Raw genomic sequence first — 21,759 nt, 5'->3', positions numbered from 1 at the left:
ATGTCAGCTTTTTGGTTGCTTTTCGGAATTATCGCATAAGGCTTTACCTTTATCTGAAAGGGTTGATGTTGGGTTGTCTTTGAAAAGTTATAACCCGTATTATCTGCTCAACATCTTTATCTTTGGAAAGGTCGTATATGAGTAATTTTTTATTATTAGTTCTCGCAGTGGGCTTGTTATTAATGTCATTATTTTTTGGTCTTTCATATGTTAAGGACCGAAGGAAAGTCAAAATGCGCTTTAACAAACCGCGTCGTTAACGGGTTATACCGGAGGATAGCGCATGGGCTACGGATGAAAATATCGCCAGCTCTTGCTTTGTATCAATTTGGAATTTTTTCATTATATTTATTTTATGTGAAAAGACCGTCTTGTGGCTGATACCCAGCTCTTGCGCTATCTGCTGGTTGTTCATTCCCGCATTTATCGCATCGATAATAAATAACTGTGACTTTGTCAATGTTAATCTCGGGCATTTAAGACAGCGACGGCTGTCTTGCTCCGGTTTGACAACTCCTGGCCTGCATAACTCCTTCAGACGATGAGCTATTAGCTTTTTAATGCTCTGCAGATCGCTATTTTTACTGATGAACATCGCCTCCTGCAGGCAAAGCGGTAGCCGGTCAGTGCGTATAAGCTCGGTTTTGGCAACGAACACGAAAATACGACACTGACGAGGGGTTTTCTTGAATAATGGATGGCATAGGTAATGCTCGCCGGTTTCCATTTCAGTAAAAAATATATCCGCCAGATTAATGGTGTCGGGGCTACAGGTGTGCAGTAAAAAGGGGGTAAAGATATTCTCTTCATTCGCGATTTCGATAAGAAGTTCGCAAATCCCGCGCTGCAGGAAAATATTCTCAGTGTTAATTAAAAAATCAGGCATAGTGATGTTAAACACAAAGTTGATAAATGTTAATGAATCATTTGTAAAGCAGGGTTGCTTTATAGATATGGGATTAGGATATTTCTAATAAACAATAAAATCAATAAGTCCAATTTTGGACTTGATGTTCTGAGTTCTGTATTATTTCTTTTATATCAAGGAGTTGTGCATTATGTTATTTCGTGGGTTTACAACGATTTGGCACAAACTGCTTAAATTGTTTATCCAGCGAACATTTATTTCGAGTCATGATATATTAATTTAAGTTATGCATTCACTATGTGAATAGGTTTTTCAAAATAAGAGGGCACAGCCTCGCGCTTTCTGCGTCAACAAAGCCAGAACGAGGCGTACGGTGGTGATCGCGGGAAGAGAGGATGTTTCGCCGCTGCAGAAGAAGGTGGCAACGGCGGGCTAAAAGATCAGTTATCAGGGTTGTTCGAGACGCCTTTCCACACCATTCCCAGGCCGATTAGCATCGACGCGAGGAGGAGGGTGAAAAGGCTGGTGGAGATATAAATGCCGATCATGATGATGCCTCAAAAGATGCGTATGCATTCTGTTAGGCATGGGCTCGCACGAAAGGTTCCTTCCTCTCGCGGGTATATTTCCGTCACTGGCCCGCTCCCTGGTCACCAGGTTCGCTGCGACTCTGAGCGGCGACGCGGGTGGCCGGCATTTGCACGACCCGGCTCAGGAAATGACACCGTGGCGCTAGAGCGCCTGTAGAGTGTGGCGCTCGGGGTGTTGACAATGCCCCCGGTAGGTTATATATACATGTCGCTTCTGTTTATTGAATGTTAAACAGCATCAGTTATGGGATGCAGAAGCGCTATCGCCCCCGCCGTCCGGCGGGGGTAATTATCAGGGCGGGGCATATATATAGTGCGGCCCACAGAAAGAAAAATTTTTACCCCCCCCCTTGAAAAACGCCCAATGGATATTATTTTATATAGCGGACAAGCAATGCTTGCCTTTATGTTGAGCTTTTGAATGGATATTCAGGAGGTTAATTATGGCACTCAAAACCTTGTCAGCACTCCCGGTATTTGCTGATTCCCTTTTTGCCGATCGCTTTAATCGTATTGACCGTCTTTTCAGCCAGTTAACTGGCGATACGCCGGTGGGCACATTACCGGCCTACGATTTACAGAAAGTGGATGACAGTAATTTTCTGCTCAGCGTCAGCGTGCCTGGCTGGAAAGATGAGGAGCTGGAAATAGAAACCGTGGGCGGTAATTTACATATTACTGGTAAACGCGCGCAAAGCGAAAATCAGTCCGACAGCAGCCAGGGCTGGATTTATAAAGGCATTCGCCGGGCTGATTTCCAGCTCAGTTTCTCGCTTCCTGAACACGCCCAGATTAATCAGGCGCAGCTGGATAGCGGGATCTTAAAAATTGCTATCCATCAGGAAATACCCGAGAGCGAAAAACCGCGCAAAATTGCTATTGAGAATCAAGGCCGGGTTATCGAACACAAAGTTTGATTTCGCCTCTGCCCTAAGGTTGTTCATTTCAAGGCCCGCGCAGCGGGCCTTTATTTTATCCGCTCGAGGCGGTGTTAAGGGCCTCCCGGCAACCAGATAAATCGATATGCTATCCTGTAAACAGGGCCTGCGAGGCTGTGATCCTTTTAAATTCGACGAGGAGTCAGAATGACTGACGAAATCGATAAAGACGCACAAAATACCCATGAATTGACCGCTGATGTGGCTCGGGTACTGATCGCGCGCGGTTGGCGACTGACTACGGCGGAATCCTGCACCGGGGGGAATCTGGCGGCAGCGCTCTGTGCACAGGCGGATACGGCGGCCTTTTATGATACCGGCGTAGTTACCTTTAGCGATGAGGCCAAGCGCAACATACTGCGGGTTCGCGCGGAAACCCTGGCAGTACACAGCGCGGTCAGCGAGGCCTGCGTTAAGGAGATGTCCACTGGTATTCTGGCGCTAGCCGGTGCCGATATTGCCATCGCCATCAGCGGCTATGCGGGACCAGAGGGCGGGGAAGACGGCACCCCTGCCGGCACGGTATGGTTTGCCTGGAATTTCCGCGGCGAGATTGAAACCCAGCGGATGCGTTTTAGCGGCGATTGTGAGGCGGTGGTGGCGAAAGCGGTGCGTTACGCCCTGGAGGCACTGGGTGAAAAACTTTCCCACTGGCTGTGAGGCTTCCACGCACCGCGACCTTACAGGTCTGTTGTCTGGCGCACCACCGGCCAGTGGATGTCACCGATCCCGTTAAGACAGGGTCGCGAAAAGAGAAACCCCTGAAACAGGCGAATGCCTACCGACTGCAGCCAGCACCACTCTTCGAGGGTTTCGACGCCCTCGGCGACGACCGTAATGCCCAGATCCTCGCAGCAGCGGACCACCGAGGCGACAATCGCCTGTTTAGTGCCACTGATATGAATATTGCGCACCAGCTCTGCATCTACTTTGATTTTATCAGGCTGAAAGCGGGTCAGTAGCGACAATCCGGAATAGCCGGCGCCAAAGTCATCGATGGCGACTCTCATGCCAGCAACGCGCAGCGCTTTAAGCACCTTACTGAACTGGTCGAAGCAGGAGATAACCTCTGTCTCGGTAACCTCAATCAGCACCTGATTCGGTCTGAGACCTGCCACCTGCAGACTCTCCATTAGCCACCCTACTGCGTCAGGATGGTTATATAGCGACCCGGGCAGCAGGTTGATCGCCAGCTGCTGTTTGCCAAGCGGCAACTGGCCGGCGAGAGAAAAAGCAAAGGCTTTGCTTTCCAGATCAAATCGGTAACGATCCTCGGCAGGGATGGCGGCAAACATTTCTACAGGAGAACCGCCGGTTGGGCTGCGGATCAGTGCCTCAAAGGAAGAGACCCGCTTTTTAGCCGGCTCGACAATCGCCTGCAGAGCAAACTGGCAGGGTTGACCCGGCAGATTGCGCGGCGGCACGGTAGCAGAGGAGGGCACCATCGTCCAGCGAGAGGGCTGCAAAGCGTCGGGCAGACAATAACGTCCGCCGTCAACGATGAAGGCACTTATCAGCCTGAACATTCGGTCATTGATCGGCTCGGATTCACCGAACGAGCTAAAGAGCAGGATTTCCTCCAGCGCCGCGTCGTTTGCGTAATCGCGAAGATCCAGCATATGCATCCCAACGTTCAGGAAACGGCGGTAGGCCGAGTAGTCGCGCATGAGCTCCACCACGTCACGATGGCGGGGGTCGTTTTGTATTTCACTGAATAACGCCTCAAGGCTCTCCTCGTGCCCTTCCAGTACCTGGAAGAACTGCAAGCCGTTAAACAGTAAAATGCCGGTGATCCCAAGGGGTAAGTTTTTGTCGCTGGCATGATAGCGAAGGGCGTTAAGATCGATATGCGGGTGAGCAGGATCGACTTGGCTGCGGTAAATCAGGGTGGTTAACATAGTCATTCCAGTCGCTGTGGCAGAGTGAGATGGTCTGCGCAGCGCGTAAACAGGGAGGTATGGCCTGACCTCGGAGAGGGAAGCCTGTATTTTCCGACATTCAACCAACCGTGATGTCCGCTACGCGGAACGGGAGCTTCACTTTGTGATTCCCCTCACTCTACAGGGAATTATATATTTAGCTATCTTTTTCTCATCCTCAATGGAAAAAGGCCCTCACAGGCCTCTCATTCCCCTTCTGAGGTACTGGTGCAGCGTTTAAATTTACTACTTAAAATTCGCCACCAGGAATTATCCTACCATAGTATTTCTCGCTCTCAAAAAGTGGTGTTGGTCTTGCCTGAATAAAATTGAGTGAATATTATCAGTCTAAATTAAATTATTTTATCAGGATTGATATGAGCGATCTGTTTATTATTTTGTGCCTTGTTTTATGTCCCATTATTTCTTTATGGAGTGGTATTTCTTATATAAAGGAAAGACGCAAAAGACGATACGTCTTCCGTTCCAGACGATGACCTGTGAATGGGGTGAACTAACGATTCACATCAGCGTCTGGCGAGTAATTGTACAAGATTGTTAAATTGCTGGCGGCTATTCAACTTAAACTTACTCATAATATTTTTTTTATGCGAATGAATCGTTTTGTGACTAATTTTTAGCGCAGCGGCGACTTCATGCGGACTTAGGCCAATACTAAACGCGTAAATAACTTTGGTTTGCGCATCGCTGACCGACTTACATGCGCAATTAATGCAACGCCGCAGGCGATTGAACGGCTGGTCTTGCCGCGATAGCAGAGGACGCTCAATGGCGTGAGCTATCTCATCTTTTAGACGCTGAACGCAAGCGTGAGGGGGCATAAAAACCGCATGCCGTAGACAGTTGGGTAAACCCTCTTCGACGGTAGTGTGGTCATTGTCCGGGAAAATAAAAAGCGAGTATTGTTCTGGGGCATGCTGAAAAAGATCATGACACAGGTACCATTCACCCGCGACCATTTCCGTGAATACCACATCAGCTTGCGCCATCGATCCTGCATCCCATTGTTGAGAAAACTGATAGTCTTGCCGCCCGGCGGCCTTCATCGCTTCATCAATTAGTTCCGCAATAGCGACCCGCAAATAGTGATTTTTTATATTGAACAAAAAATGAGTCATATAACTTCCCTGTGGGCATTAAATAACATGTCAGGATAAATTAAAGAATATAATGATGATGCAAAGACTATTTTTAGCCGAGGTAATCTAAGGGATGTTTTTCATTAATGCAATATCTGGTAAGAAAAGTGAGATAACGGTATATTGTTATGCGAAAGTTCCTAATAAACAAAACGTTAAGTATATATATGCCGGTATCTTAAGTGGTTTCTTGTTTTTTTATTTTTGCGATGCATAAAAAGCTTAGTGAGGGCCATTACTTGTTGCTAAAATTAGCGGAGGACAAGAATACAGGAAGTATGCGGTACTTATGAAGCAGATGCTCTATTTAAAAATGCTGGCGTGGCTGGAGGATAATATCTACTGCAACCCAGCTATCGATGACCTGGCGCAGTATATGGGCTATTCGCGTCGGTTTGTCTATGAAGTGTTTTATCAGTATGGCCAGTTACCCATCGGACAGTATATCCGACTGCGGCGGTTGACTATCGCGGCGGTAAGTTTGCGATTAACCCGGCAGCCGATCGCCGCTATTGCCTGGCAGTTAAGCTATGACTCGCCGCAAACCTTTTCCCGGGAGTTTAAGAAGCGCTTCTCGCTCTCGCCTCGGGAATACCGATGCGCTGTGCATTGGGACACGGCTTTGCTGTTAAAGAAATTTGACCCCGAGGGAGAGAGCCTGCCTCTGGCCCGTTTCTGTTCGCTGCCTGAAAGGGTCTATCGTGGCTCTTCAATGAAGTATGAACTGTGCCTGTCGGATATGGTATTGCAAAGCCCCGCGAAGACGGCTATCAGACAAAAGGTAGACCGCTTTTTCACCGCCGGCGGCGACAGCCTCTCTGTGTTATCCGATTATTATGCGGCGAGAAACAATGAGCTTAACGTCGAGGTTAACGCCTTTGTCGGTTGTCATCTGCAGCGAGCGGCACTGCCCGCGCTGAAGATGAACAGCACGCTGACGACAAGGCCCGGGCTATATGTTGGCGTCGAATTCTACGGTAGTTGGGCGCGCTACGCTCGTTTATCCAGCGATCTGTATATGGAGTTGTTGCCAGCGCTGGGAGCAAGCCGACGAGAGGGGGTCGATATTGAATGTTTTGTGGAGCGTCATACGGAAGGTGGGCCAGCGGCGGAAAGGCGCTATCACGTACGCTATTTCATTCCGGTAACGCTTTCTGGCGAGGTGACTGCCTGTCAGCGCCCCGGTAACTACCAAAATAGATAAAGGTGGCCCAGGGGCCACCTTCGCGAATATCACAGCACAAACCACAGCAGCCAGGTGATGAGAAAGCCCGTTACTCCCATAATGGTCGTCAGCACGGTCCAGGTTTTTAACCCGTCCGGCACTGAGAGCCCGAGGTAGCGGGTGACGACCCAGAATCCGGCGTCATTGACGTGCGACAACCCGAGCGAGCCGAAGCAGGTCGCCAGCGTCACCAGCACCAGTTGAATCGGATCCAGCCCGATAACCGCCTGAGACAGCAGACCGGAGGTGGTGAGGATCGCCACAGTGGCCGAACCCTGCGAGGCCCTGAGCACCAGCGACAGCAGAAAAGCGGCGGGCATCAGCGGCAGATGAATGGTCTCCAGCGCCTCGGCTAAGGCATTGCCGATGCCGGAGGCGACCAGTACGCCGCCAAAGGCACCGCCAGCCCCGGCGACGAGGATCACGTCCGCCGAAGAGGGGATCGCGCTGCCAGTGACTTCGCCCAGCTTTTTCAGGCTCATGCGCCGACGGATGCCCAGCGTCCAGCTGGCCAGCCCCAGGGAGATCAGCAGGGCGACCGGCGGGGTACCAATGACGGTCATCAGCTGGCGAACCGCGCTTTCCGGTAGCAGCAGCGCCTGACACAGCGTCCCGGACACAATCAGCATGATGGGCACCACGATCAGCCCACCGATAACCAGCGCATTCGGCGGCGGCAGACGAGTCTGTTGCGCGTTAACGGAGAGGTCCGGTACTTCCGCCGTTTGCTGCTGCTCCAGCACGTTAATCGACAGATGATAATGGCGTCGATTGATAAAGCGGGCGACAAAATAGCCCACGATACCGACGACCACCGACACCCCAATTCCCGCCAGCATCAGCCAGCCGACATCGCTATGCAGAATGCCTGCCGCGGCCGCTGCGCCAGGGTGGGTGGGCAGCGCCACGTGGACGGTTAGCATCACGCCGGCCATCGGCAGGCCAAACTTCAGCGGCGACACGTGGGCGACTTTGCTGAAACCGTAGATTAACGGAATGATGATGATAAAGCCGACTTCAAAAAAGACCGGGGTGCCGAGAATAAAAGCCACGATGGTTAAGGCGGCAATAGTCCGTTTAGAACCCAGCACGCCGGTCAACGTTTTCGCCAGCGATTCGGCGCCGCCGGATATTTCAATCAGCACCCCCAGCATTGAGCCCAGAATAATAATGCTGGCGATGTGGCCGAGCAGGCCGCCCATGCCTTTTTCGATGGTCGTAATAATTTTATCTGCCGGAATGCCGGTGGCGAATGCCACCAGCAGACTGACGATCAGGAGCGCCACAAAAGGATGCGCTTTCGCTTTGATCACCAGCAAGAGCAACAGCACTACGCTGGCTAACGCAATAAGTAACAGCGCCGATGTCGACATAGGTTTGCCTCGGGTATTAACAGGTGTACAGAGAGTTTTTTTTTTAGAAAACGGTGTTTATTTTTTTCGGTAGGGCGAGAACCACCCCAGCCCGGAAAGCGTGTCTGCCCGGGGGATATATTCGCAGCCGATCCAGCCGTCATAACCGGTTTTATCCAGAAGCGCGTAAAGCCACGGATAGTTTATTTCGCCTTCATCCGGTTCATGACGGTCGGGCAGAGAGGCAATCTGAATATGGCGATATTGGCCGGCGTATTCGGTAATAAGATGGCTTAAATTACCGTCCACTTTCTGCGCGTGAAACAGATCTAACTGCACCGCCAGGTTTGGCCTGTCGACCCGTTTCACCATCGCCAGCGTTTGATATTGGCTGTGGTAGAAATAGCCCGGTTTGGTCTGCGGATTCAGCGCTTCGATGAGTATCCGCTTGTCGTGACGGGCAAAGCTCTCTGCGGCGTAGCGCAGGTTATCGATCAGTACGGACTCGCAGGCTGCGCGATCCGCTCCTGGCGGCACCACGCCGGCCATGATATGCACCTGCGGGCAACCGAGCTGGCAGGCATACTCCAGCGCCAGCTCAATATTGCGCCGGGCCTCCGCGCGTCTCCCGGGGACGGCGGCGAGACCCCATTCTCCGGCGTTGACGTCGCCGGGCGGGGTATTGAACAGCACCAGCTGCAGCTGGTTCTCCTGCAGGCGCTGTCTGATTTCCCCGGCGGCATACTCATAGGGAAACAGAAACTCCACGGCCTCAAATCCCGCCTGGGCAGCGGCGGCAAAGCGGTCCAGGAACGGCAGTTCGGTAAACAGCATGGATAAATTTGCAGCGAATTTTGGCATGGTTTTATCTCAGTTCATTCACTTCGTCAGCGGTCAGGTAGCGGATCTCGCGATTGCCGAGGGTAAACATCAGCCGCGCGGTTTCTTCCAGCTCTTCGGTATTGTTGGTGGCTTCGCGCAGCGATGAGCCGGTGACCACAGGACCGTGGTTGGCCAGCAAAAAGGCGTTATAGCGCGGCGCCAACCCGGCCAGCGCCTCGGCAATACGGTCATCGCCCGGTCGGTAGTAGGGAACCACCGGGACGTCGCCGACGCGCATCACCACGTAGGGGGTAAAGGGGCGGATACAGTTGTGCGGATCGAGCCCCTGCAGGCAGGAGAGCGCGGTCAGGTAGTGGCTGTGCAAGTGGACAATCGCCTTGCAGGCCGGGTTGTGCAAATAGACCGCCCGGTGAAACGTGACCTCTTTCGATGGTTTGTCGCCGGAGATCCATTCCCCTTGCAACGTCACCACCGACAACTGCTGAGCCTGCAGTTCCCCGAGGCAGGAGCCGGTCGGCGTCGCCAGCAGGTTGCCATCCGGCAGCAGCAGCGACAGATTACCGGCGGAGCCGGTGGCATAGCCGCGGCTAAACAGCGAGGCGCCAATCTGCACCATTTCCTCTCGCAGTTGTTGCTCAGTCATGACGAAACTCCTGCTGGGCACGGGAAAAGAACTGGATATCGCCGAAATTACCTGATTTCAGCGCCAGGGAGAGCGGCTGGCGGGTGTCACGCACCCAGGGAACGCCGGGGGAGATGGTCGGCCCAATATGGAACGCCTCGACCCCCAGCGTCTGCGCCACAATGCTCGACGTTTCCCCTCCGGCAACAATAAAGCGGGTAAATCCTTTCGCCTTCAAGGCGGCGGCAAGAGCGGCAAACAGCTGTTCCACCCGTTCGCTGCTGGCTTTGTCGCCATACTGCGCCTGGATCTGCTGCAGCGTTTGCGGCTCGGTGGTGGCATAGATCATCGGCGCCAGTGGCGCATCGCGCTGCGCGTCCACCCAGTCAGTCAGCGTCCTGACGTAGCTCTCCAGATCGGTAAAGCAGGCGCTTAAGTCGACGGCGCGGGCGGGGGCCTGTTCACGATACGCCGCCACCTGGCTGTTGGTCATCACCGAGCAGGAGCCTGAGAGCACCACCGCCGGGCCGGCCAGCGGCATGCCCGCCTGAGCGCTTTCACCGCGGGCACCATGGCGCTGCGCCCAGTCGCGGGCGAGGCCGATGGCGAGCCCGGAACCGCCGGAGACCAGCTTCATCTCGCGCAGCGCCACGCCCTGGGTGAGCAGATCCTGTTCACTGAGGGCGTCGAGCACCACATAGCGCACCGCCGGATCGTTGACTACCGCCAGCGCGGCGGCGACCGCCTCCGGCCCCCGGGCGACAATTGGCCAGGCAATCAGCGCGGCTTTTCCGCGCCCCTGGCGCTCAACTAAGCGCCCCAGGTGCGCATCCTCCATCGGCGTCACCGGATGGTGGCGCATCCCGGACTCATTCAGCAGTTGCTCGCCGACGAACAGGTATCCCTGATAGACCGTGCGGCCGTTCACCGGCAGCGCCGGGGAAATCACCGTCCGCATCTCACCCAGCTCGGCCAGCAGGGCATCCAGCACCGGACCAATGTTGCCCTGCGCGGTGCTGTCGAACGTGGAACAGTACTTGAAATAAAACTGCTGACAGCCCTGGGCCTGCAGCCAGCGCAGGGCCGCCAGCGACTGGCTGACGGCCATTTCCGCCGGGCAGGAGCGGGTTTTCAGGCTGATGACCACTGCCTCGCTGGTCAGCGGAAGATCGCGGGTCGGCACGCCATTCAGTTGCACCGTCGGCATGCCGTTGCGCACGAGGAAGCTGGCAATATCCGTGGCGCCGGTGAAGTCATCGGCAATGACACCAAGCTGCATGTTGTCTCTCCTCACTGTTTGTGGCCCGGCAGGGTGATGCCGTTGAAAATCTTGATCACCGCGCTGTCATCTTCCCGGCCGAATCCGGCATTGCTGGCGGAGGTGAACATATTCAGCGCGGTGGTGGCGAGCGGCAGCGGGAAGGTCAGCGCCCGGGCGGTGTCATTCACCAAACCGAGATCTTTGACAAAAATATCCACGGCGGATTTTGGCGAGTAATCGCCATCCAGGACGTGCTGCATGCGATTCTCAAACATCCAGGAATTACCCGCCGCGTGCGTTACCACGTCGTACATCGTCTCCAGCGGGATCCCGGCGCGGGCGGCAAGCGCCATCGCTTCGGCGGCAACGGCGATATGCACCCCGGCCAGCAGCTGGTGGATAATTTTTACCGTTGAGCCAAGGCCAATGTCGCTGCCGATGCGATAGACTTTGCCGGCCACCGCGTCCAGCACCGGCGCCAGGCGGTCAAAGGCGGCATCGCTCCCGGAAGCCATCACCGTCATGTCGCCGGCGGCTGCTTTCACTGCGCCGCCCGATACCGGCGCATCGAGCATCAATAGCTGGTACTCCGCCAGCGCCGTGGCAATGGCCTGGGCATCGGCGGAGGCGATAGTGGACGACACCATGACGACGGTGCCCGGCTTCAGGTGGGCGGCGAGGCCGTTCTCGCCGAACAGGATCCCTCGCACCTGGGCGGCATTGACCACCAGCAGCACGACCGCATCCAGTTCAGTGGCGAAAGGCACCGCGCTGGGGCCCGCGTCTTTGGCGCCTGCCGCCAGCAGTGCGCGACAGTTGTCGGGGTTGATGTCAACGCCCCAGGTGTTCAGGCCCGCCTGCAGGCAGGCGCGGGCGGCGCCCATGCCCATTGAACCCAGTCCAATCACGCAGACGTTAGTGTGTACAGCCATGATGGTCTCCTTGTGAATATTCGTTAATTAATGTGATTTAATGATAGAATAAAGCGTTATAATGTGAATTTATGTGAGAACTATCACGAATAACCCACATGAATATAAAAAATTCACAGGCGGAAAGAGGCTGCGCAACGGCGATTCTTGCCCTAAAATAGCGTAAAAACAGCGGTAAAGCGCGATAACAACATAGGGTGTCGCCAGATGCACAGCGCAAGTTGTGACGTCGGGTGTGAAAAAATGGTAAGGGGAGAGTGGTGATTCCAGTAGAACGACATCAGCGTATTTTAGCCCTCGTGGAGCAGCGTGGGGCGGTAAGCATTAATGAGCTGACGGAGATCCTCGGCGTGTCCCATATGACCATCCGTCGGGACGTCAGTAAACTGGAGGAACAGGGGCTTCTGGTCAGCGTCTCGGGCGGCGTACGCGCCGTCAGCCGGCTGGCCACGGAACCCAGCCATCTGGTGAAAAGCACGCTGCAGAGCGAGGAGAAACAGGCGATTGGCGCGCTGGCGGCGAGTCATATCGCCAAAAACAGCTGTATCTATCTGGATGCCGGGACCACCACCCTGGCGCTGGCGCGGGCGATCCTTGACCGGGATGATCTCCAGGTGGTCACCAATGATTTTGAGATAACCCAACTGCTGATCGATGCCAGCCAGTGCGGTGTGATCCACACCGGCGGCACGCTGTGCCGGGAGAACCGATCTTGTGTGGGCGAATCGGCGGCGCGTACGTTACGCCACCTGGCTATCGATACGGCTTTTATCTCCGCCAGCGGCTGGGACAGTCGCGGAATATTCACCCCTGATGAGAACAAGGTTACCGTCAAGGAGACCGTCAGCCAGGTCAGCGCGAGAAGCATCCTGCTGTGCGACAGTTCGAAATACAATCAGGTGGCCACCTTTATGGCGTTACCCTTGACCCGATTCAGCACCATCATTACCGACCGGCATCTCTCCGATGCTGCCGCCAGTCATATCGCCCGGCACGCCTGCGAAGTGCTGCGGGCCGGATAACGCGCGGCACCGCCGGGTTAGCGTTGCCAGTGCTCGATCAGCGCGGCACCTATCCCGGCGATCTGCTGGTTACGCTCGGCCATACTCGCCGGGGTATCCCGCAGATAGATCACCACAATGCGCTCCGGTTTGCCGTCCGGGCCGAGCAGGGCGACAATGCCGCGCGCACCCCGTTCGCCAGCCCCGGTCTTATCGGCGATAAACCAGCCCGGCGGCACTACGGCGCGGATCAGCGGGCCGGCAACCCGATCGTCTACCATCCACTGCAGAAGCTGCTGTTGCGAACGGGCGCTCAGATGTTGTGCGGTCAGTAGTTTACGCAGCGTGGCGGCCATGCTGGCCGGGGTGGTGGTGTCGCGCGCGTCGCCGGGAAGCGCCTCATTCAGTTCTGTTTCCCAGCGGTCAAGGCGCGTGACGTTGTCACCGATCTGGCGCAGAAAGGCAGTCAATCCCGCAGGGCCGCCGACGGTGCCCAGCAGCAGATTGGCGGCGCTATTATCGCTCATAGTGATGGCGGCGGTGCAGAGTTCGCCGACCGTCATCCCGTCGGCAAGGTGTTTTTCGCTGACCGGCGAGTAAGCCACCAGATCCTGCTGGCGGTAATGGATCCGTCGCTCCAGCTGTTCGTCACCGGCATCCACCCGCGCCAGCACCGCGCCGCAGAGCAGTACTTTAAAGGTGCTCATCATGGGAAAGCGTTCATCGGCGCGCCAGGCGGTCAGCGTGCGGCCGCTGGCCAGATCCATTTCTATCATGCCCACGCGGCCCGACAGCTGGCTTTCGCTTAGTTTAATTTGCTCAAGCGGCTGCGGGCTGGCGTGTACCGCCAGCGGCAGGGAGGCTAACAGGGAGATAACACACAGGCGAACATAACGCATAATTGCAATACTTCCTTGAGTGAGGGCTGATAAAGGCGCGTAAAGGAGCGACAAATAAGAATAACCCGGCGTTTTGCTGATTCACAATTCCTCTTTTTTCCTTCATCATTTGTCATCTTTTATTTCGAATAATCAATATCTAGTCCTGCCTAAGCACGCTATTTTTTGACTCAAGGCCGTAATGAACGATAAGAAAGTACGTAATGCCGCACTCTGGCTGGCGCCGTGTGTTGACGACCACGCCCGCCGGTCCCTGCGGTTCGCCAACGCTATATGCCATCCCGGGAGGAACTGGTGCACCCGATAATTAAGGTCATGCTGGTGGGGGGTAAAGCGGACGGGCTGTTGGTCAGCGTCGCTGGTGACGCGACCGAGATCTCGGTGACGCCTGCGCAGTACGGTGCGCTGTCCGGGCAACCGCTGAGCTACCGTATTGTAAGCCAAACCATTGACGATGAACGCTATTTTTTTGGCGTTTTCAGCGACGCCCATCAGGATAGCGATAAGCTGACGCGGGTCGCTCTGACTCGTGGAATGAAAAAAATGTTCTGTTAAACCCTGCCCGAAAGAGGGCGTAAGAGGGTATGCCGGGCGCCGCTGTGCTACTGTGGCAGCCTTCTATTTCCGGGGCCGGACGCATAATGATTCAGTACATTCGTATTCAAAATTTTCGCTCAGTGAAGGATATCGCGCTGGAGCTTGGGCCGTTGAACATCGTTTTCGGCCCTAACGGCTGCGGCAAATCCAATATCTACAACGCTATCCACCTGCTGACGGCTGCCGCTGACGGCAGATTGTCGGGGTTTATCAGTGAAGAGGGCGGTCTGGAGAATATGATGTGGTCCGGGGAGCGTTCGCCCCTCGATCGTCATCCCCGGCGGCTGCAGATCGCCTGCCGGACCGACAGCTTCGATTATGAGCTGCAGATAGGCTTCCCGGAAAAATTGCCCTATCCGACGCAGTTCATGCTCGATCCCATCGTTAAAGAAGAGAACATCTGGCTGGCCGGCTACTCCCGCCGGCCTTCCTCCCGCGTACTGCAGCGCAAGAATCAGGCGGCGTTCCTCGTCGATGTCACCGGGGAGAAAAGTACTTTCACCGAGAGCATCTATGAAAACGAGTCGGTGTTCGGTCAGCTTGGCGAGCCGCACCGTTTTCCCGAAGTGTCGCGGGTGCGGGAGACTCTGCGCCGCTGGCGTTTTTATCATGAGTTCGCCATCGGCCGCCACTCGCCGCTGCGCCAGCCGGCCGTGGGGTACCGTTCGCCAGTCCTCGACAGCGACGGCCAGAATCTCGCCGCCGCCTTTCAGACCATTGTCGAGATCGGCGCGGAGGAGATTTTGCACGAGATCCTTGCCGACGCCTTTCCCGGCTGCCAGTTTTATTGTGAAAACGAGCACTCGCGTTTCGCTCTGAAAATGCGCCGCGAAGGGATCCGCCGCCCGCTGCTGGCGGCGGAGATGTCCGATGGCACGCTGCGCTTTTTGTGTCTCGCCGTTGCGCTGCTCAGCCCACGCCCGCCGGCCTTTCTGGCGATCAATGAACCGGAGAACAGCCTGCATCGCGACATGTTGCCCGCGCTGGCCCGGCTGATTATCGAGGCCTCGCGCTACAGCCAGATCTGGCTGACCAGCCACTCGGCAGAGCTGGCGGAACTGATTGCCGCCGGGGCGCCCTGTCAGCGCTATGCGCTGGAGAATCGCGGCGGGGAGACGCGGATTGTCGAGTGAGCCCCGTCATCCCTGACGGGGGCGCTGGAGTCAGGCGGGGCTCTGCGTCTCTGCAGTCGGCAGCAGACGGTTGCCACCGCGTAGGGTGACGAACGAGAGCAGAGTGAAGCTCAGGGTGATACACCCGAGGATCAGATAGGCCTGATGGAAGCCGACGGTGTCGTACATCCGGCCCACCCAGGCGGAAAGCACCACCCCGGACAGCTGTTTTGACAGATTAAAACCGATCAGGAACAAGGTGGCCGAGAGGCGCGGGTTAAAGGCGGAAGAGATATATTTAAAGGTTCCCACCAGCAGGAAGGGGATCTCAAACATATGCAGCATCTTGAGGATCACCACCTCCACTGCCGATGAGGCGAAGGACGACCCGAGAATACGCACCGACATGATCATCCCCGCGGTCAGCAGGGCGTTTTTGGCGCCGATGCGGTTCACGATGGCCGGGGCACAGAACATAATTAGCGCGTTGAGCAGCTCGCCGCCGGTGGTAACAAAGCCAAACACTTCGGTACCGCGCTGCGGGCTGGCGAAAAAGCTTTTGAAAAAGTTCGCGAACTGCTGGTCAAACACATCGTAGACGCTGGCGACACCCACCACATAGACGATAAAGCCCCAGAAGCGCGGCATACGCAGCAGCTCTGCCGCCGTGCGCAGCGAAAAGGCCTGGTGGTTGGCGCCCAGCGCCTCGATAACCTGGGCGCTGTTGCTGCTTTCCGGCCGCGACAGCCAGAGCAGCAGACCGAGTACCAGCGCAAAGCCGGAGGCGATCCAGAAGGTGATATTGGGATCGATGCCGAACAGTACGCCGGTTATCGAGGCGCATAGCGCCCAGCCGACGCAGCCGGCAACCCGCACTTTGCCATATTCAAAGCGGTTGGCCCGGCTGACGCGTTCGATATAGGCTTCCACCGCCCCGGAGCCGCTGGAGAAAACAATCCCCAGGTAGATCCCGCCTACCAGCGAACCAGCGATAATATTCATCTGCAGCAGTGGGGAGAAAACGAAAATAAAGAACGGAGCGAACAGAATTAACAGCACCGTAATGGTCCACAGCAGATGTTTGCGCAGGCCGAGCTTATCCGACATCAGGCCAAACACCGGCTGAAAAATAATGGCGAATAACGAGATAGACGAGAAAACGATCCCGGTTTCCGTTTTAGTTAAATGGTTAACGTCCGCCAGCCACACCGGAAAAAACGGGAAGTAGGCCGACATAATGAAATAGTAAAAGAAAAAGAACAGCAGGAAATAGACAAAATTATGCCGTTCTCGAGGCGCCAGTTCTGAGAATTTCATCACCATGATCCCTTGTTATTCTGTTTGTAGGGTGGGGGCTGTCGCCCCCACGGATTTAAAGGCAACGCAATGAGACCTCGTACTGCCAGCGTGTTTGGGTCAACAGCCACTGCGGCAGCACGCTTGGGGTCCAGGAGTCATCGCCTCCCACCCCCATATGCAGGCCGTCGAGGGTGATCCACACGCCGTCTTCGGCCTGCATCTTGTGCCAGTGGTCGGTCTCCATCAGCTGACGGGTGCTCCATGGCTGAACGGAGAAGTGGAAATGACCGCTAACATGCCAGCGTCCCCAGTCCAGCGCCTGGGTATCACAGCGCAGGCCGTTTTCCGTCGGGAAGATGTAGGGGGTGGTCATCGCCGCCAGCGGCTGCTCCCAGCGGGCGAAGCAGGCGCTGCTCCGCCGGTCGGGATAGTTCTCATGCGGCCCCAGCCCCAGCCAGCTTACCGGCGCCTGCTGATCCACCACCTGGAAGTGCAGCCCGATCCGCGGCAGCGGCGGCAGGGTTTCCGCCCGTTCGCCGTCCACCGCCAGCTGCAGCGTACCGTCCGCGGTGAAGCGCATGCGCCAGTGGCTGACAATCACTACTTCTTCGCCGCGCAGATAGTGCCAGCGGCAGTCGACGAGGGTTTCATTTGCCAGGCGCTGCGCATCGCACTGGACGCAGTGCGCCTCAAGATCGTACAGACCGGCGCTTTTCCAGCGCTCCACCCAGGCGTTGGGGTCGATGCGCTCCACTTCGCTGACCCCGATGTCGTTGTCGAGCGGCGCGCGAATAAACTGGTCACGCAGCGGGGTTAACAGCTGCTCCTGACCGCCAACTGACCAGCGGCTCAGCAGACCCGTCCGGCGGTCGATGGTCCAGCATTGCGAACCGGCACGGATCTGCCAGGCTTCATCGCTGACGATAAGATCCGGAGCGCCGGCAGACACCGTGGGCGCCGGCAGCGCCAGCGGAGCGGGCAGGAGAAACTGTTGCCAGGCCACGCGGTGCTCCGCTTCTGACCAGGCGGTCGCCCGCGGCTGGGCCACCTCCAGCGTCAGCCACACCGCGCGGGCGCCTTCCGGCAGGCTCAGGCTGTCGAGCAGCGTTATCTCGTCGCTGCCCTCAGGGGGCAGCGCCAGGGTCAGGTTGCCGTGGTGTAAGGTTTCACCGGCCGACTGCACCTGCCAGCGCAGCACTTCGTTATCGGTTGGGCGGAACAGGTATTCGCTGGTAATGCGCACCCGCAGCGGTGAGGTCGACAGCAGCGTGAACTGAAAATACTGCTGGGCGTGCTTCGCCTCTACCAGTGACGGATGCGGTGTGCGATCGGGGAACACCAGTCCATTCATACAGAACTGGCGGTCGTTAGGCTTATCGCCAAAATCACCGCCGTAGGCCCAGCCGACGCTGCCGTCGTCAAAGATTTTGCGGATCGCCTGGTCGGCCCAGTCCCAGATAAAACCGCCCTGCAACCGAGGATACTCGCGGAAGGCCTGCCAGTAATCGGCGAAGTTGCCGAGGCTGTTGCCCATCGCATGGGCGTACTCGCAAAGGATCAGCGGCCGCTGCTCACCGGGCAGGCTGATCCATTTTTTGATGCCCCATTTGGGTACCGCCGGGATCGGCTGGTCGCGTTCGACGCGGGCGTACATCGGACAGATAATATCGGTGGCGGTGGTATCTGCGCCGCCGCCCTCGTACTGCACCGGACGGCTCGGGTCGTTGCGTTTCAGCCAATGGTACAGCGCTTCGTGGTTGCCGCCGCCGCCGGATTCATTGCCCAGCGACCAGATGATAATGCACGGATGGTTGCGGTTGCTCTGTACCATCCGGGTGACGCGGGCGCTGAAGGCTGGCAGCCACGCCGGATCGTCGGACAGCCGATTCATCGGCACCATGCCGTGGGTTTCAATATTGGCTTCATCGACCACGTACAGACCGTAGCGGTTGCAGAGTTCATACCAGCGCGGGGCGTTGGGGTAGTGCGAGCAGCGCACGGCGTTAAAGTTGTTCTGCTTCATCAACAGAATGTCCTGCACCATATCCGCCTCGGTGACCACCTGACCGCGCAAATGATGATGCTCATGGCGGTTAACACCGCGGATCAGCAGCGGTTTGCCATTAAGACGCAGCAGGCCATCGACAATCTCGATGCGGCGAAAACCGATGTCCCACGCTTCGGCCTCCAGCAGTTCGTTGCCGCGCCACAGGGTGACCACGGCGCGATAACAGTTCGGGGTTTCCGCGCTCCAGTGCGCTGGCGTCGCCACCGCCAGGGAGAAATCGACCCGTTCCGCGTAGTGACCGCGCTCATCCACCGTCGGAGTGCCTAACGGCTGCCGCCCGGCGGCGATCTGCTCCTCGCCGCGCCACAGGCTAACCCTGACGCTGAGCCCGGCAAGCGCCGACTCTGTTGCTTCGACGGTCGCCTGGACCTGCACAGTGCCGTCGCGGTAGAGGGCGTCAAGGGCTGGCGTCAACTGCACGTCGCATAGCCGTTGCTGCGGCTTATTCAGCAGCCACACCGAGCGGAAAATGCCGCTCATCCGCCACATATCCTGGTCTTCCAGCCAGCTGCCGGCGCTCCAGCGCATGACCATTACGCACAGGCGGTTGTCGCCCGGGCGCAGGAAGGGGCTAAGATCGAACGCCGCCGGCAGGCGACTGTCCTGCGAATAGCCGACCCACACGCCATTGCACCACAGATGAAACGCCGAGTTGACGCCATCGAAAATAATCTGCGTTTGCCCGTTCTCGCGCCATGTATCCTCAACCTTAAAGTGCAGCGAGTAGCAGCCGGTCGGGTTATCCTCCGGCACCCGCGGTGGCGTGGTATCGATAGGATAGCGGACGTTGGTGTAGATCGGCGCGTCATAGCCCTCCATTTGCCAGTTGGAAGGCACCGGCGTGCCGCGACTGCCCGGCAGATCCTGCGTCAGCCACTGAGCATCGACGGCAAACGGGCTGCGGGCGTAAGCAAACTGCCACTCGCCATCCAGTTGACGGCGGTGGGATGAAGGCAGGTTATCGCGGGCGGCAAGCTCATCGCGCCAGCTGGCGAAAGCGGGATGCGCGGGCAGGCGGTTAAGGTGGGTAATGGTCTGGTTCTGCCAGTCCTCACGGGCGAGGACGGCGTGAAAGTCGGGGGCCTGGCGGTGCTCGGTATTGTGGATTTGCATGTGAATACCCAATAAATCAGAAAAATGTCATTCGCTAAACAGGATGATTAACGTTATCGGGTAATTTGGTTTATCCAGCAATCACGGGGAAATTGAAATTAACAGACGATCACGAAAGCGGGGGCAAAGCGCTGTTTTTTTGTCGCATATTAAACATAAAATGTTAGCGCACGACATTGTTATTACTGAGGAGAAAATATGCCGCGTCGTACCGCAACCCTGGAGGACGTCGCCCGCGCGGCGGGCGTGTCCCAACAGACGGTATCCAGAGTGCTGAACCGTCCTGAGGTGGTGTCAGCTCGCACCCGCGAGCAGGTGATCCGCGCGATGCAGACGCTGCACTATGTGCCTAACCGCTCGGCGCAGCTGCTCGCCGGCAAAGCGGCGCCCTCCATCGGGCTGATTACCGCCTCGCTGACGCTGCATGCCCCCTCGCAGATCGCCGCCGCGATAAAGAGCCATGCCAGCCTGCATCAGTTGGAAGTGGCGATAGCGATGCCGGCGCAGGCCGATTTTGCCGCGCTGCAGGCGCGGCTGGATGAGCTGCGCGCCCAGCATATTCGCGGGGTGATCGTCAGTCTGCCACTGGAGAGCGCCACCGCCGAGCGGCTGGTGCAAGAGAACCCGGATATGGCCTGCCTGTTTCTTGATGTCTCTCCGGAGGCCGATGTTTGCTGCGTGCGTTTCGACCACCGTGACGGCTGTGGGGCCTGCGTGCGCCACCTGTGGGAGCTGGGGCATCGCGAATTTGGCCTGCTGGCGGGCCCGGAAAGTTCGGTTTCCGCCCGTCTGCGTCTCGCCAGCTGGCGCGAGGCGCTGCACAGTCTGAATATTGCCCGCTCTACCACGGTGTTTGGCGACTGGAGCGCCGCCAGCGGCTGGCAGAAAACCTTTGAACTGCTGCACCTGCAGCCGCGGATCAGCGCCATAGTGGTGGCGAACGATCAGATGGCGCTCGGCGTGCTCAGCGCGCTGGCCCAGCTCCATCGCAGCGGCAGCCAGGCGGTATCGGTGACTGGATACGATGATACCGCCGATAGTCTCTACTTCCAGCCGCCGCTCACCACCGTGGCACAGGACTTCGATCTGCTGGGCAAGCGAGCGGTGGAGCGGCTGATTGCCCTGATGGCGGCCCCGCAGCTGCGGATCCGCGAGCTGTTGCCGACCCGGCTCATTGTGCGCCAGTCCGCCTGGCCTGTCGCCGCTGCGGAGGACCGGCAGGAGACCCTCGCGCATCTGAAAGCGCTGGTGGAGAGGCTTTAGCGCTGGCCGTTGAGGCTTTATTGAGGTTGACCATGTTAACGTCGTCACTAAACGTAGAGAGGTCAGGATTATCTCTCTGCGAAAAATGCAAAACACAATCTATCCATGCAAGCATTGATTTACCGCCAGTCATATGGCGGTTTTTTTTGCCGCTTCCACCCTGTACCGACTGCTTCAGCCCGGCTTTCCGTCTGGCATATCCTGCCGCGGCATGCTAGATCTTGCTTTCGGGAGACGACGGAAGGCAAGGTTATGATGGTGATAGCGGGTAAAGAGGCGATCGCGCGGGTGGACTGGCAGCGGGTGCGAACCATTATCGCCGAGGCCGGGTTGAATGAGCGCGATGTTCAGCAACTAGAGCAGGCGTTCCGCCAGAGCACCTTCTGCTGGTTTGGCTATGACAACGGGCAGTTGATTGCCGTGGCGCGAGCCATCAGCGACTGCACCTGGAGCAGCTATCTGGCGGATGTGGCGATCGTCCCCGATCGTCAGGGGCAGGGTTACGGGCAACAGCTGATGCTGGCCATCCGGGAGCAGCTGCTACCCTTTGGCAAAATTTTTATCTATGCGGTGGCCGATAAAATCCCATTCTATCAGCGCTTTGGCTTTGCCATGTTGACTACCGGGATGGTCTGCGCCAGCGAGGAAAGCATGCAGAAAATGCAGGAGCAGGGCTATATCCGCCAGCTCTGAAAGC

At 56.9% G+C, this 21,759-nt stretch carries 22 protein-coding genes; 10 read left to right on the top strand and 12 right to left on the bottom strand.

Features of this window, described 5'->3' with window-relative positions:
* Positions 1-137: 137 nt before the first annotated feature.
* Complete coding sequence (locus LGL98_RS26275) at positions 138-260, top strand: small membrane protein (protein ID WP_168435399.1); 123 nt, start codon at positions 138-140, stop codon at positions 258-260.
* Here the strand turns inward: LGL98_RS26275 and LGL98_RS13245 are convergent.
* Positions 257-886 carry a helix-turn-helix transcriptional regulator gene (locus LGL98_RS13245; RefSeq protein ID WP_136034080.1) on the bottom strand — a complete coding sequence of 210 codons (630 nt, stop codon included), beginning with the start codon at positions 884-886 and terminating at the stop codon, positions 257-259. The two genes, LGL98_RS26275 and LGL98_RS13245, sit on opposite strands and share 4 nt — an antisense overlap.
* Before the next feature lie 422 nt (positions 887-1,308).
* Complete coding sequence (locus LGL98_RS26330) at positions 1,309-1,365, bottom strand: YnaM/YnfT family protein (protein WP_376787352.1); 57 nt, start codon at positions 1,363-1,365, stop codon at positions 1,309-1,311.
* A 536-nt stretch (positions 1,366-1,901) separates the two neighbouring features.
* Between LGL98_RS26330 and LGL98_RS13240 the strand changes: the two genes are divergently transcribed.
* A complete protein-coding gene (locus tag LGL98_RS13240; RefSeq protein WP_136034082.1) occupies positions 1,902-2,375 on the top strand; it encodes an Hsp20 family protein in 474 nt (157 codons plus the stop codon).
* A 168-nt stretch (positions 2,376-2,543) separates the two neighbouring features.
* Positions 2,544-3,056 (top strand): 2-oxo-tetronate isomerase, encoded by a 513-nt coding sequence (locus LGL98_RS13235; RefSeq protein ID WP_136034084.1) that lies wholly within the window; start codon positions 2,544-2,546, stop codon positions 3,054-3,056.
* A 20-nt stretch (positions 3,057-3,076) separates the two neighbouring features.
* Here the strand turns inward: LGL98_RS13235 and LGL98_RS13230 are convergent, their stop codons facing one another.
* Positions 3,077-4,294 (bottom strand): diguanylate phosphodiesterase, encoded by a 1,218-nt coding sequence (locus tag LGL98_RS13230; RefSeq protein WP_136034086.1) that lies wholly within the window; start codon positions 4,292-4,294, stop codon positions 3,077-3,079.
* A gap of 398 nt (positions 4,295-4,692) precedes the next feature.
* Here LGL98_RS13230 and LGL98_RS26325 point away from each other — a divergent pair, with 398 nt between their 5' ends.
* Positions 4,693-4,812 carry a small membrane protein gene (locus LGL98_RS26325; protein WP_168435400.1) on the top strand — a complete coding sequence of 40 codons (120 nt, stop codon included), beginning with the start codon at positions 4,693-4,695 and terminating at the stop codon, positions 4,810-4,812.
* Positions 4,813-4,842: 30 nt separating this feature from the next.
* Here the strand turns inward: LGL98_RS26325 and kbvR are convergent, their stop codons facing one another.
* Positions 4,843-5,454: a LuxR family transcriptional regulator KbvR gene (gene kbvR, locus LGL98_RS13220; RefSeq protein WP_136034089.1), complete on the bottom strand. Its 612-nt coding sequence runs from the start codon at positions 5,452-5,454 to the stop codon at positions 4,843-4,845.
* Between the two features lie 310 nt (positions 5,455-5,764).
* Between kbvR and LGL98_RS13215 the strand changes: the two genes are divergently transcribed.
* Entirely contained in the window at positions 5,765-6,679 is a 915-nt protein-coding gene (locus LGL98_RS13215; RefSeq protein ID WP_136034091.1) for a helix-turn-helix domain-containing protein, read from the top strand.
* Positions 6,680-6,708: 29 nt separating this feature from the next.
* Here the strand turns inward: LGL98_RS13215 and LGL98_RS13210 are convergent, their stop codons facing one another.
* The 5 genes from LGL98_RS13210 to ltnD are packed head-to-tail and all read right to left on the bottom strand — an operon-like array spanning position 6,709 to position 11,710.
* Entirely contained in the window at positions 6,709-8,073 is a 1,365-nt protein-coding gene (locus LGL98_RS13210) for a GntP family transporter (protein ID WP_136034093.1), read from the bottom strand.
* Between the two features lie 57 nt (positions 8,074-8,130).
* Entirely contained in the window at positions 8,131-8,913 is a 783-nt protein-coding gene (locus LGL98_RS13205) for an HPr family phosphocarrier protein (protein ID WP_136034095.1), read from the bottom strand.
* Between the two features lie 4 nt (positions 8,914-8,917).
* Positions 8,918-9,538: a 3-oxo-tetronate 4-phosphate decarboxylase gene (otnC, locus tag LGL98_RS13200; protein ID WP_136034097.1), complete on the bottom strand. Its 621-nt coding sequence runs from the start codon at positions 9,536-9,538 to the stop codon at positions 8,918-8,920.
* Complete coding sequence (otnK, locus tag LGL98_RS13195) at positions 9,531-10,796, bottom strand: 3-oxo-tetronate kinase (RefSeq protein ID WP_136034099.1); 1,266 nt, start codon at positions 10,794-10,796, stop codon at positions 9,531-9,533. Before otnK ends, otnC begins: the two co-directional genes overlap by 8 nt.
* An 11-nt stretch (positions 10,797-10,807) precedes the next feature.
* On the bottom strand, positions 10,808-11,710 hold the full coding sequence (gene ltnD / locus LGL98_RS13190; RefSeq protein ID WP_136034101.1) for an L-threonate dehydrogenase: 903 nt from the start codon (positions 11,708-11,710) through the stop codon (positions 10,808-10,810).
* Between the two features lie 260 nt (positions 11,711-11,970).
* Between ltnD and LGL98_RS13185 the strand changes: the two genes are divergently transcribed.
* Entirely contained in the window at positions 11,971-12,732 is a 762-nt protein-coding gene (locus LGL98_RS13185; RefSeq protein WP_136034105.1) for a DeoR/GlpR family DNA-binding transcription regulator, read from the top strand.
* A 17-nt stretch (positions 12,733-12,749) separates the two neighbouring features.
* Here LGL98_RS13185 and LGL98_RS13180 read toward each other — a convergent pair whose 3' ends face one another.
* Positions 12,750-13,610 carry a broad-spectrum class A beta-lactamase OKP-C-1 gene (locus LGL98_RS13180; RefSeq protein WP_136034107.1) on the bottom strand — a complete coding sequence of 287 codons (861 nt, stop codon included), beginning with the start codon at positions 13,608-13,610 and terminating at the stop codon, positions 12,750-12,752.
* Positions 13,611-13,904: 294 nt separating this feature from the next.
* Between LGL98_RS13180 and LGL98_RS13175 the strand changes: the two genes are divergently transcribed.
* Complete coding sequence (locus LGL98_RS13175; protein ID WP_136034108.1) at positions 13,905-14,165, top strand: hypothetical protein; 261 nt, start codon at positions 13,905-13,907, stop codon at positions 14,163-14,165.
* A gap of 86 nt (positions 14,166-14,251) precedes the next feature.
* Entirely contained in the window at positions 14,252-15,340 is a 1,089-nt protein-coding gene (locus LGL98_RS13170) for an AAA family ATPase (RefSeq protein WP_136034110.1), read from the top strand.
* A 30-nt stretch (positions 15,341-15,370) separates the two neighbouring features.
* Here the strand turns inward: LGL98_RS13170 and LGL98_RS13165 are convergent, their stop codons facing one another.
* A complete protein-coding gene (locus LGL98_RS13165) occupies positions 15,371-16,636 on the bottom strand; it encodes an MFS transporter (RefSeq protein ID WP_117044036.1) in 1,266 nt (421 codons plus the stop codon).
* Positions 16,637-16,691: 55 nt separating this feature from the next.
* On the bottom strand, positions 16,692-19,799 hold the full coding sequence (locus tag LGL98_RS13160) for a beta-galactosidase (protein ID WP_136034112.1): 3,108 nt from the start codon (positions 19,797-19,799) through the stop codon (positions 16,692-16,694).
* Between the two features lie 198 nt (positions 19,800-19,997).
* On the opposite strand from LGL98_RS13160, the gene LGL98_RS13155 reads away from it, so the two are divergent.
* Both LGL98_RS13155 and LGL98_RS13150 read left to right on the top strand, forming a co-directional pair.
* Complete coding sequence (locus LGL98_RS13155) at positions 19,998-21,062, top strand: LacI family DNA-binding transcriptional regulator (RefSeq protein WP_136034113.1); 1,065 nt, start codon at positions 19,998-20,000, stop codon at positions 21,060-21,062.
* 252 nt (positions 21,063-21,314) lie between these two features.
* Positions 21,315-21,755 (top strand): GNAT family N-acetyltransferase, encoded by a 441-nt coding sequence (locus LGL98_RS13150; RefSeq protein WP_136034118.1) that lies wholly within the window; start codon positions 21,315-21,317, stop codon positions 21,753-21,755.
* The last annotated feature ends 4 nt before the right edge of the window (positions 21,756-21,759 follow it).

Source organism: Klebsiella africana (assembly GCF_020526085.1).
Lineage (GTDB): Bacteria > Pseudomonadota > Gammaproteobacteria > Enterobacterales > Enterobacteriaceae > Klebsiella > Klebsiella africana.
Note: the sequence above shows the minus strand (reverse complement) of the source record. Positions and strands in the feature narration are given on the sequence as shown.

What these genes read in the sequence shown, in the direction of transcription:
- LGL98_RS13155 (WP_136034113.1), top strand. Translation starts at nt 19,998, where the DNA reads ATGCCGCGTCGTACCGCAACCCTGGAGGACGTCGCCCGCGCGGCGGGC.
- ltnD (WP_136034101.1), bottom strand. Translation starts at nt 11,710, where the DNA reads ATGGCTGTACACACTAACGTCTGCGTGATTGGACTGGGTTCAATGGGC.
- LGL98_RS13170 (WP_136034110.1), top strand. Translation starts at nt 14,252, where the DNA reads ATGATTCAGTACATTCGTATTCAAAATTTTCGCTCAGTGAAGGATATC.
- LGL98_RS13245 (WP_136034080.1), bottom strand. Translation starts at nt 886, where the DNA reads ATGCCTGATTTTTTAATTAACACTGAGAATATTTTCCTGCAGCGCGGG.
- LGL98_RS13230 (WP_136034086.1), bottom strand. Translation starts at nt 4,294, where the DNA reads ATGTTAACCACCCTGATTTACCGCAGCCAAGTCGATCCTGCTCACCCG.
- LGL98_RS26275 (WP_168435399.1), top strand. Translation starts at nt 138, where the DNA reads ATGAGTAATTTTTTATTATTAGTTCTCGCAGTGGGCTTGTTATTAATG.
- LGL98_RS13150 (WP_136034118.1), top strand. Translation starts at nt 21,315, where the DNA reads ATGATGGTGATAGCGGGTAAAGAGGCGATCGCGCGGGTGGACTGGCAG.
- LGL98_RS13160 (WP_136034112.1), bottom strand. Translation starts at nt 19,799, where the DNA reads ATGCAAATCCACAATACCGAGCACCGCCAGGCCCCCGACTTTCACGCC.
- LGL98_RS13180 (WP_136034107.1), bottom strand. Translation starts at nt 13,610, where the DNA reads ATGCGTTATGTTCGCCTGTGTGTTATCTCCCTGTTAGCCTCCCTGCCG.
- LGL98_RS13240 (WP_136034082.1), top strand. Translation starts at nt 1,902, where the DNA reads ATGGCACTCAAAACCTTGTCAGCACTCCCGGTATTTGCTGATTCCCTT.
- otnK (WP_136034099.1), bottom strand. Translation starts at nt 10,796, where the DNA reads ATGCAGCTTGGTGTCATTGCCGATGACTTCACCGGCGCCACGGATATT.
- LGL98_RS13210 (WP_136034093.1), bottom strand. Translation starts at nt 8,073, where the DNA reads ATGTCGACATCGGCGCTGTTACTTATTGCGTTAGCCAGCGTAGTGCTG.
- otnC (WP_136034097.1), bottom strand. Translation starts at nt 9,538, where the DNA reads ATGACTGAGCAACAACTGCGAGAGGAAATGGTGCAGATTGGCGCCTCG.
- LGL98_RS13215 (WP_136034091.1), top strand. Translation starts at nt 5,765, where the DNA reads ATGAAGCAGATGCTCTATTTAAAAATGCTGGCGTGGCTGGAGGATAAT.
- LGL98_RS13165 (WP_117044036.1), bottom strand. Translation starts at nt 16,636, where the DNA reads ATGAAATTCTCAGAACTGGCGCCTCGAGAACGGCATAATTTTGTCTAT.
- LGL98_RS13205 (WP_136034095.1), bottom strand. Translation starts at nt 8,913, where the DNA reads ATGCCAAAATTCGCTGCAAATTTATCCATGCTGTTTACCGAACTGCCG.
- LGL98_RS13235 (WP_136034084.1), top strand. Translation starts at nt 2,544, where the DNA reads ATGACTGACGAAATCGATAAAGACGCACAAAATACCCATGAATTGACC.
- kbvR (WP_136034089.1), bottom strand. Translation starts at nt 5,454, where the DNA reads ATGACTCATTTTTTGTTCAATATAAAAAATCACTATTTGCGGGTCGCT.
- LGL98_RS26325 (WP_168435400.1), top strand. Translation starts at nt 4,693, where the DNA reads ATGAGCGATCTGTTTATTATTTTGTGCCTTGTTTTATGTCCCATTATT.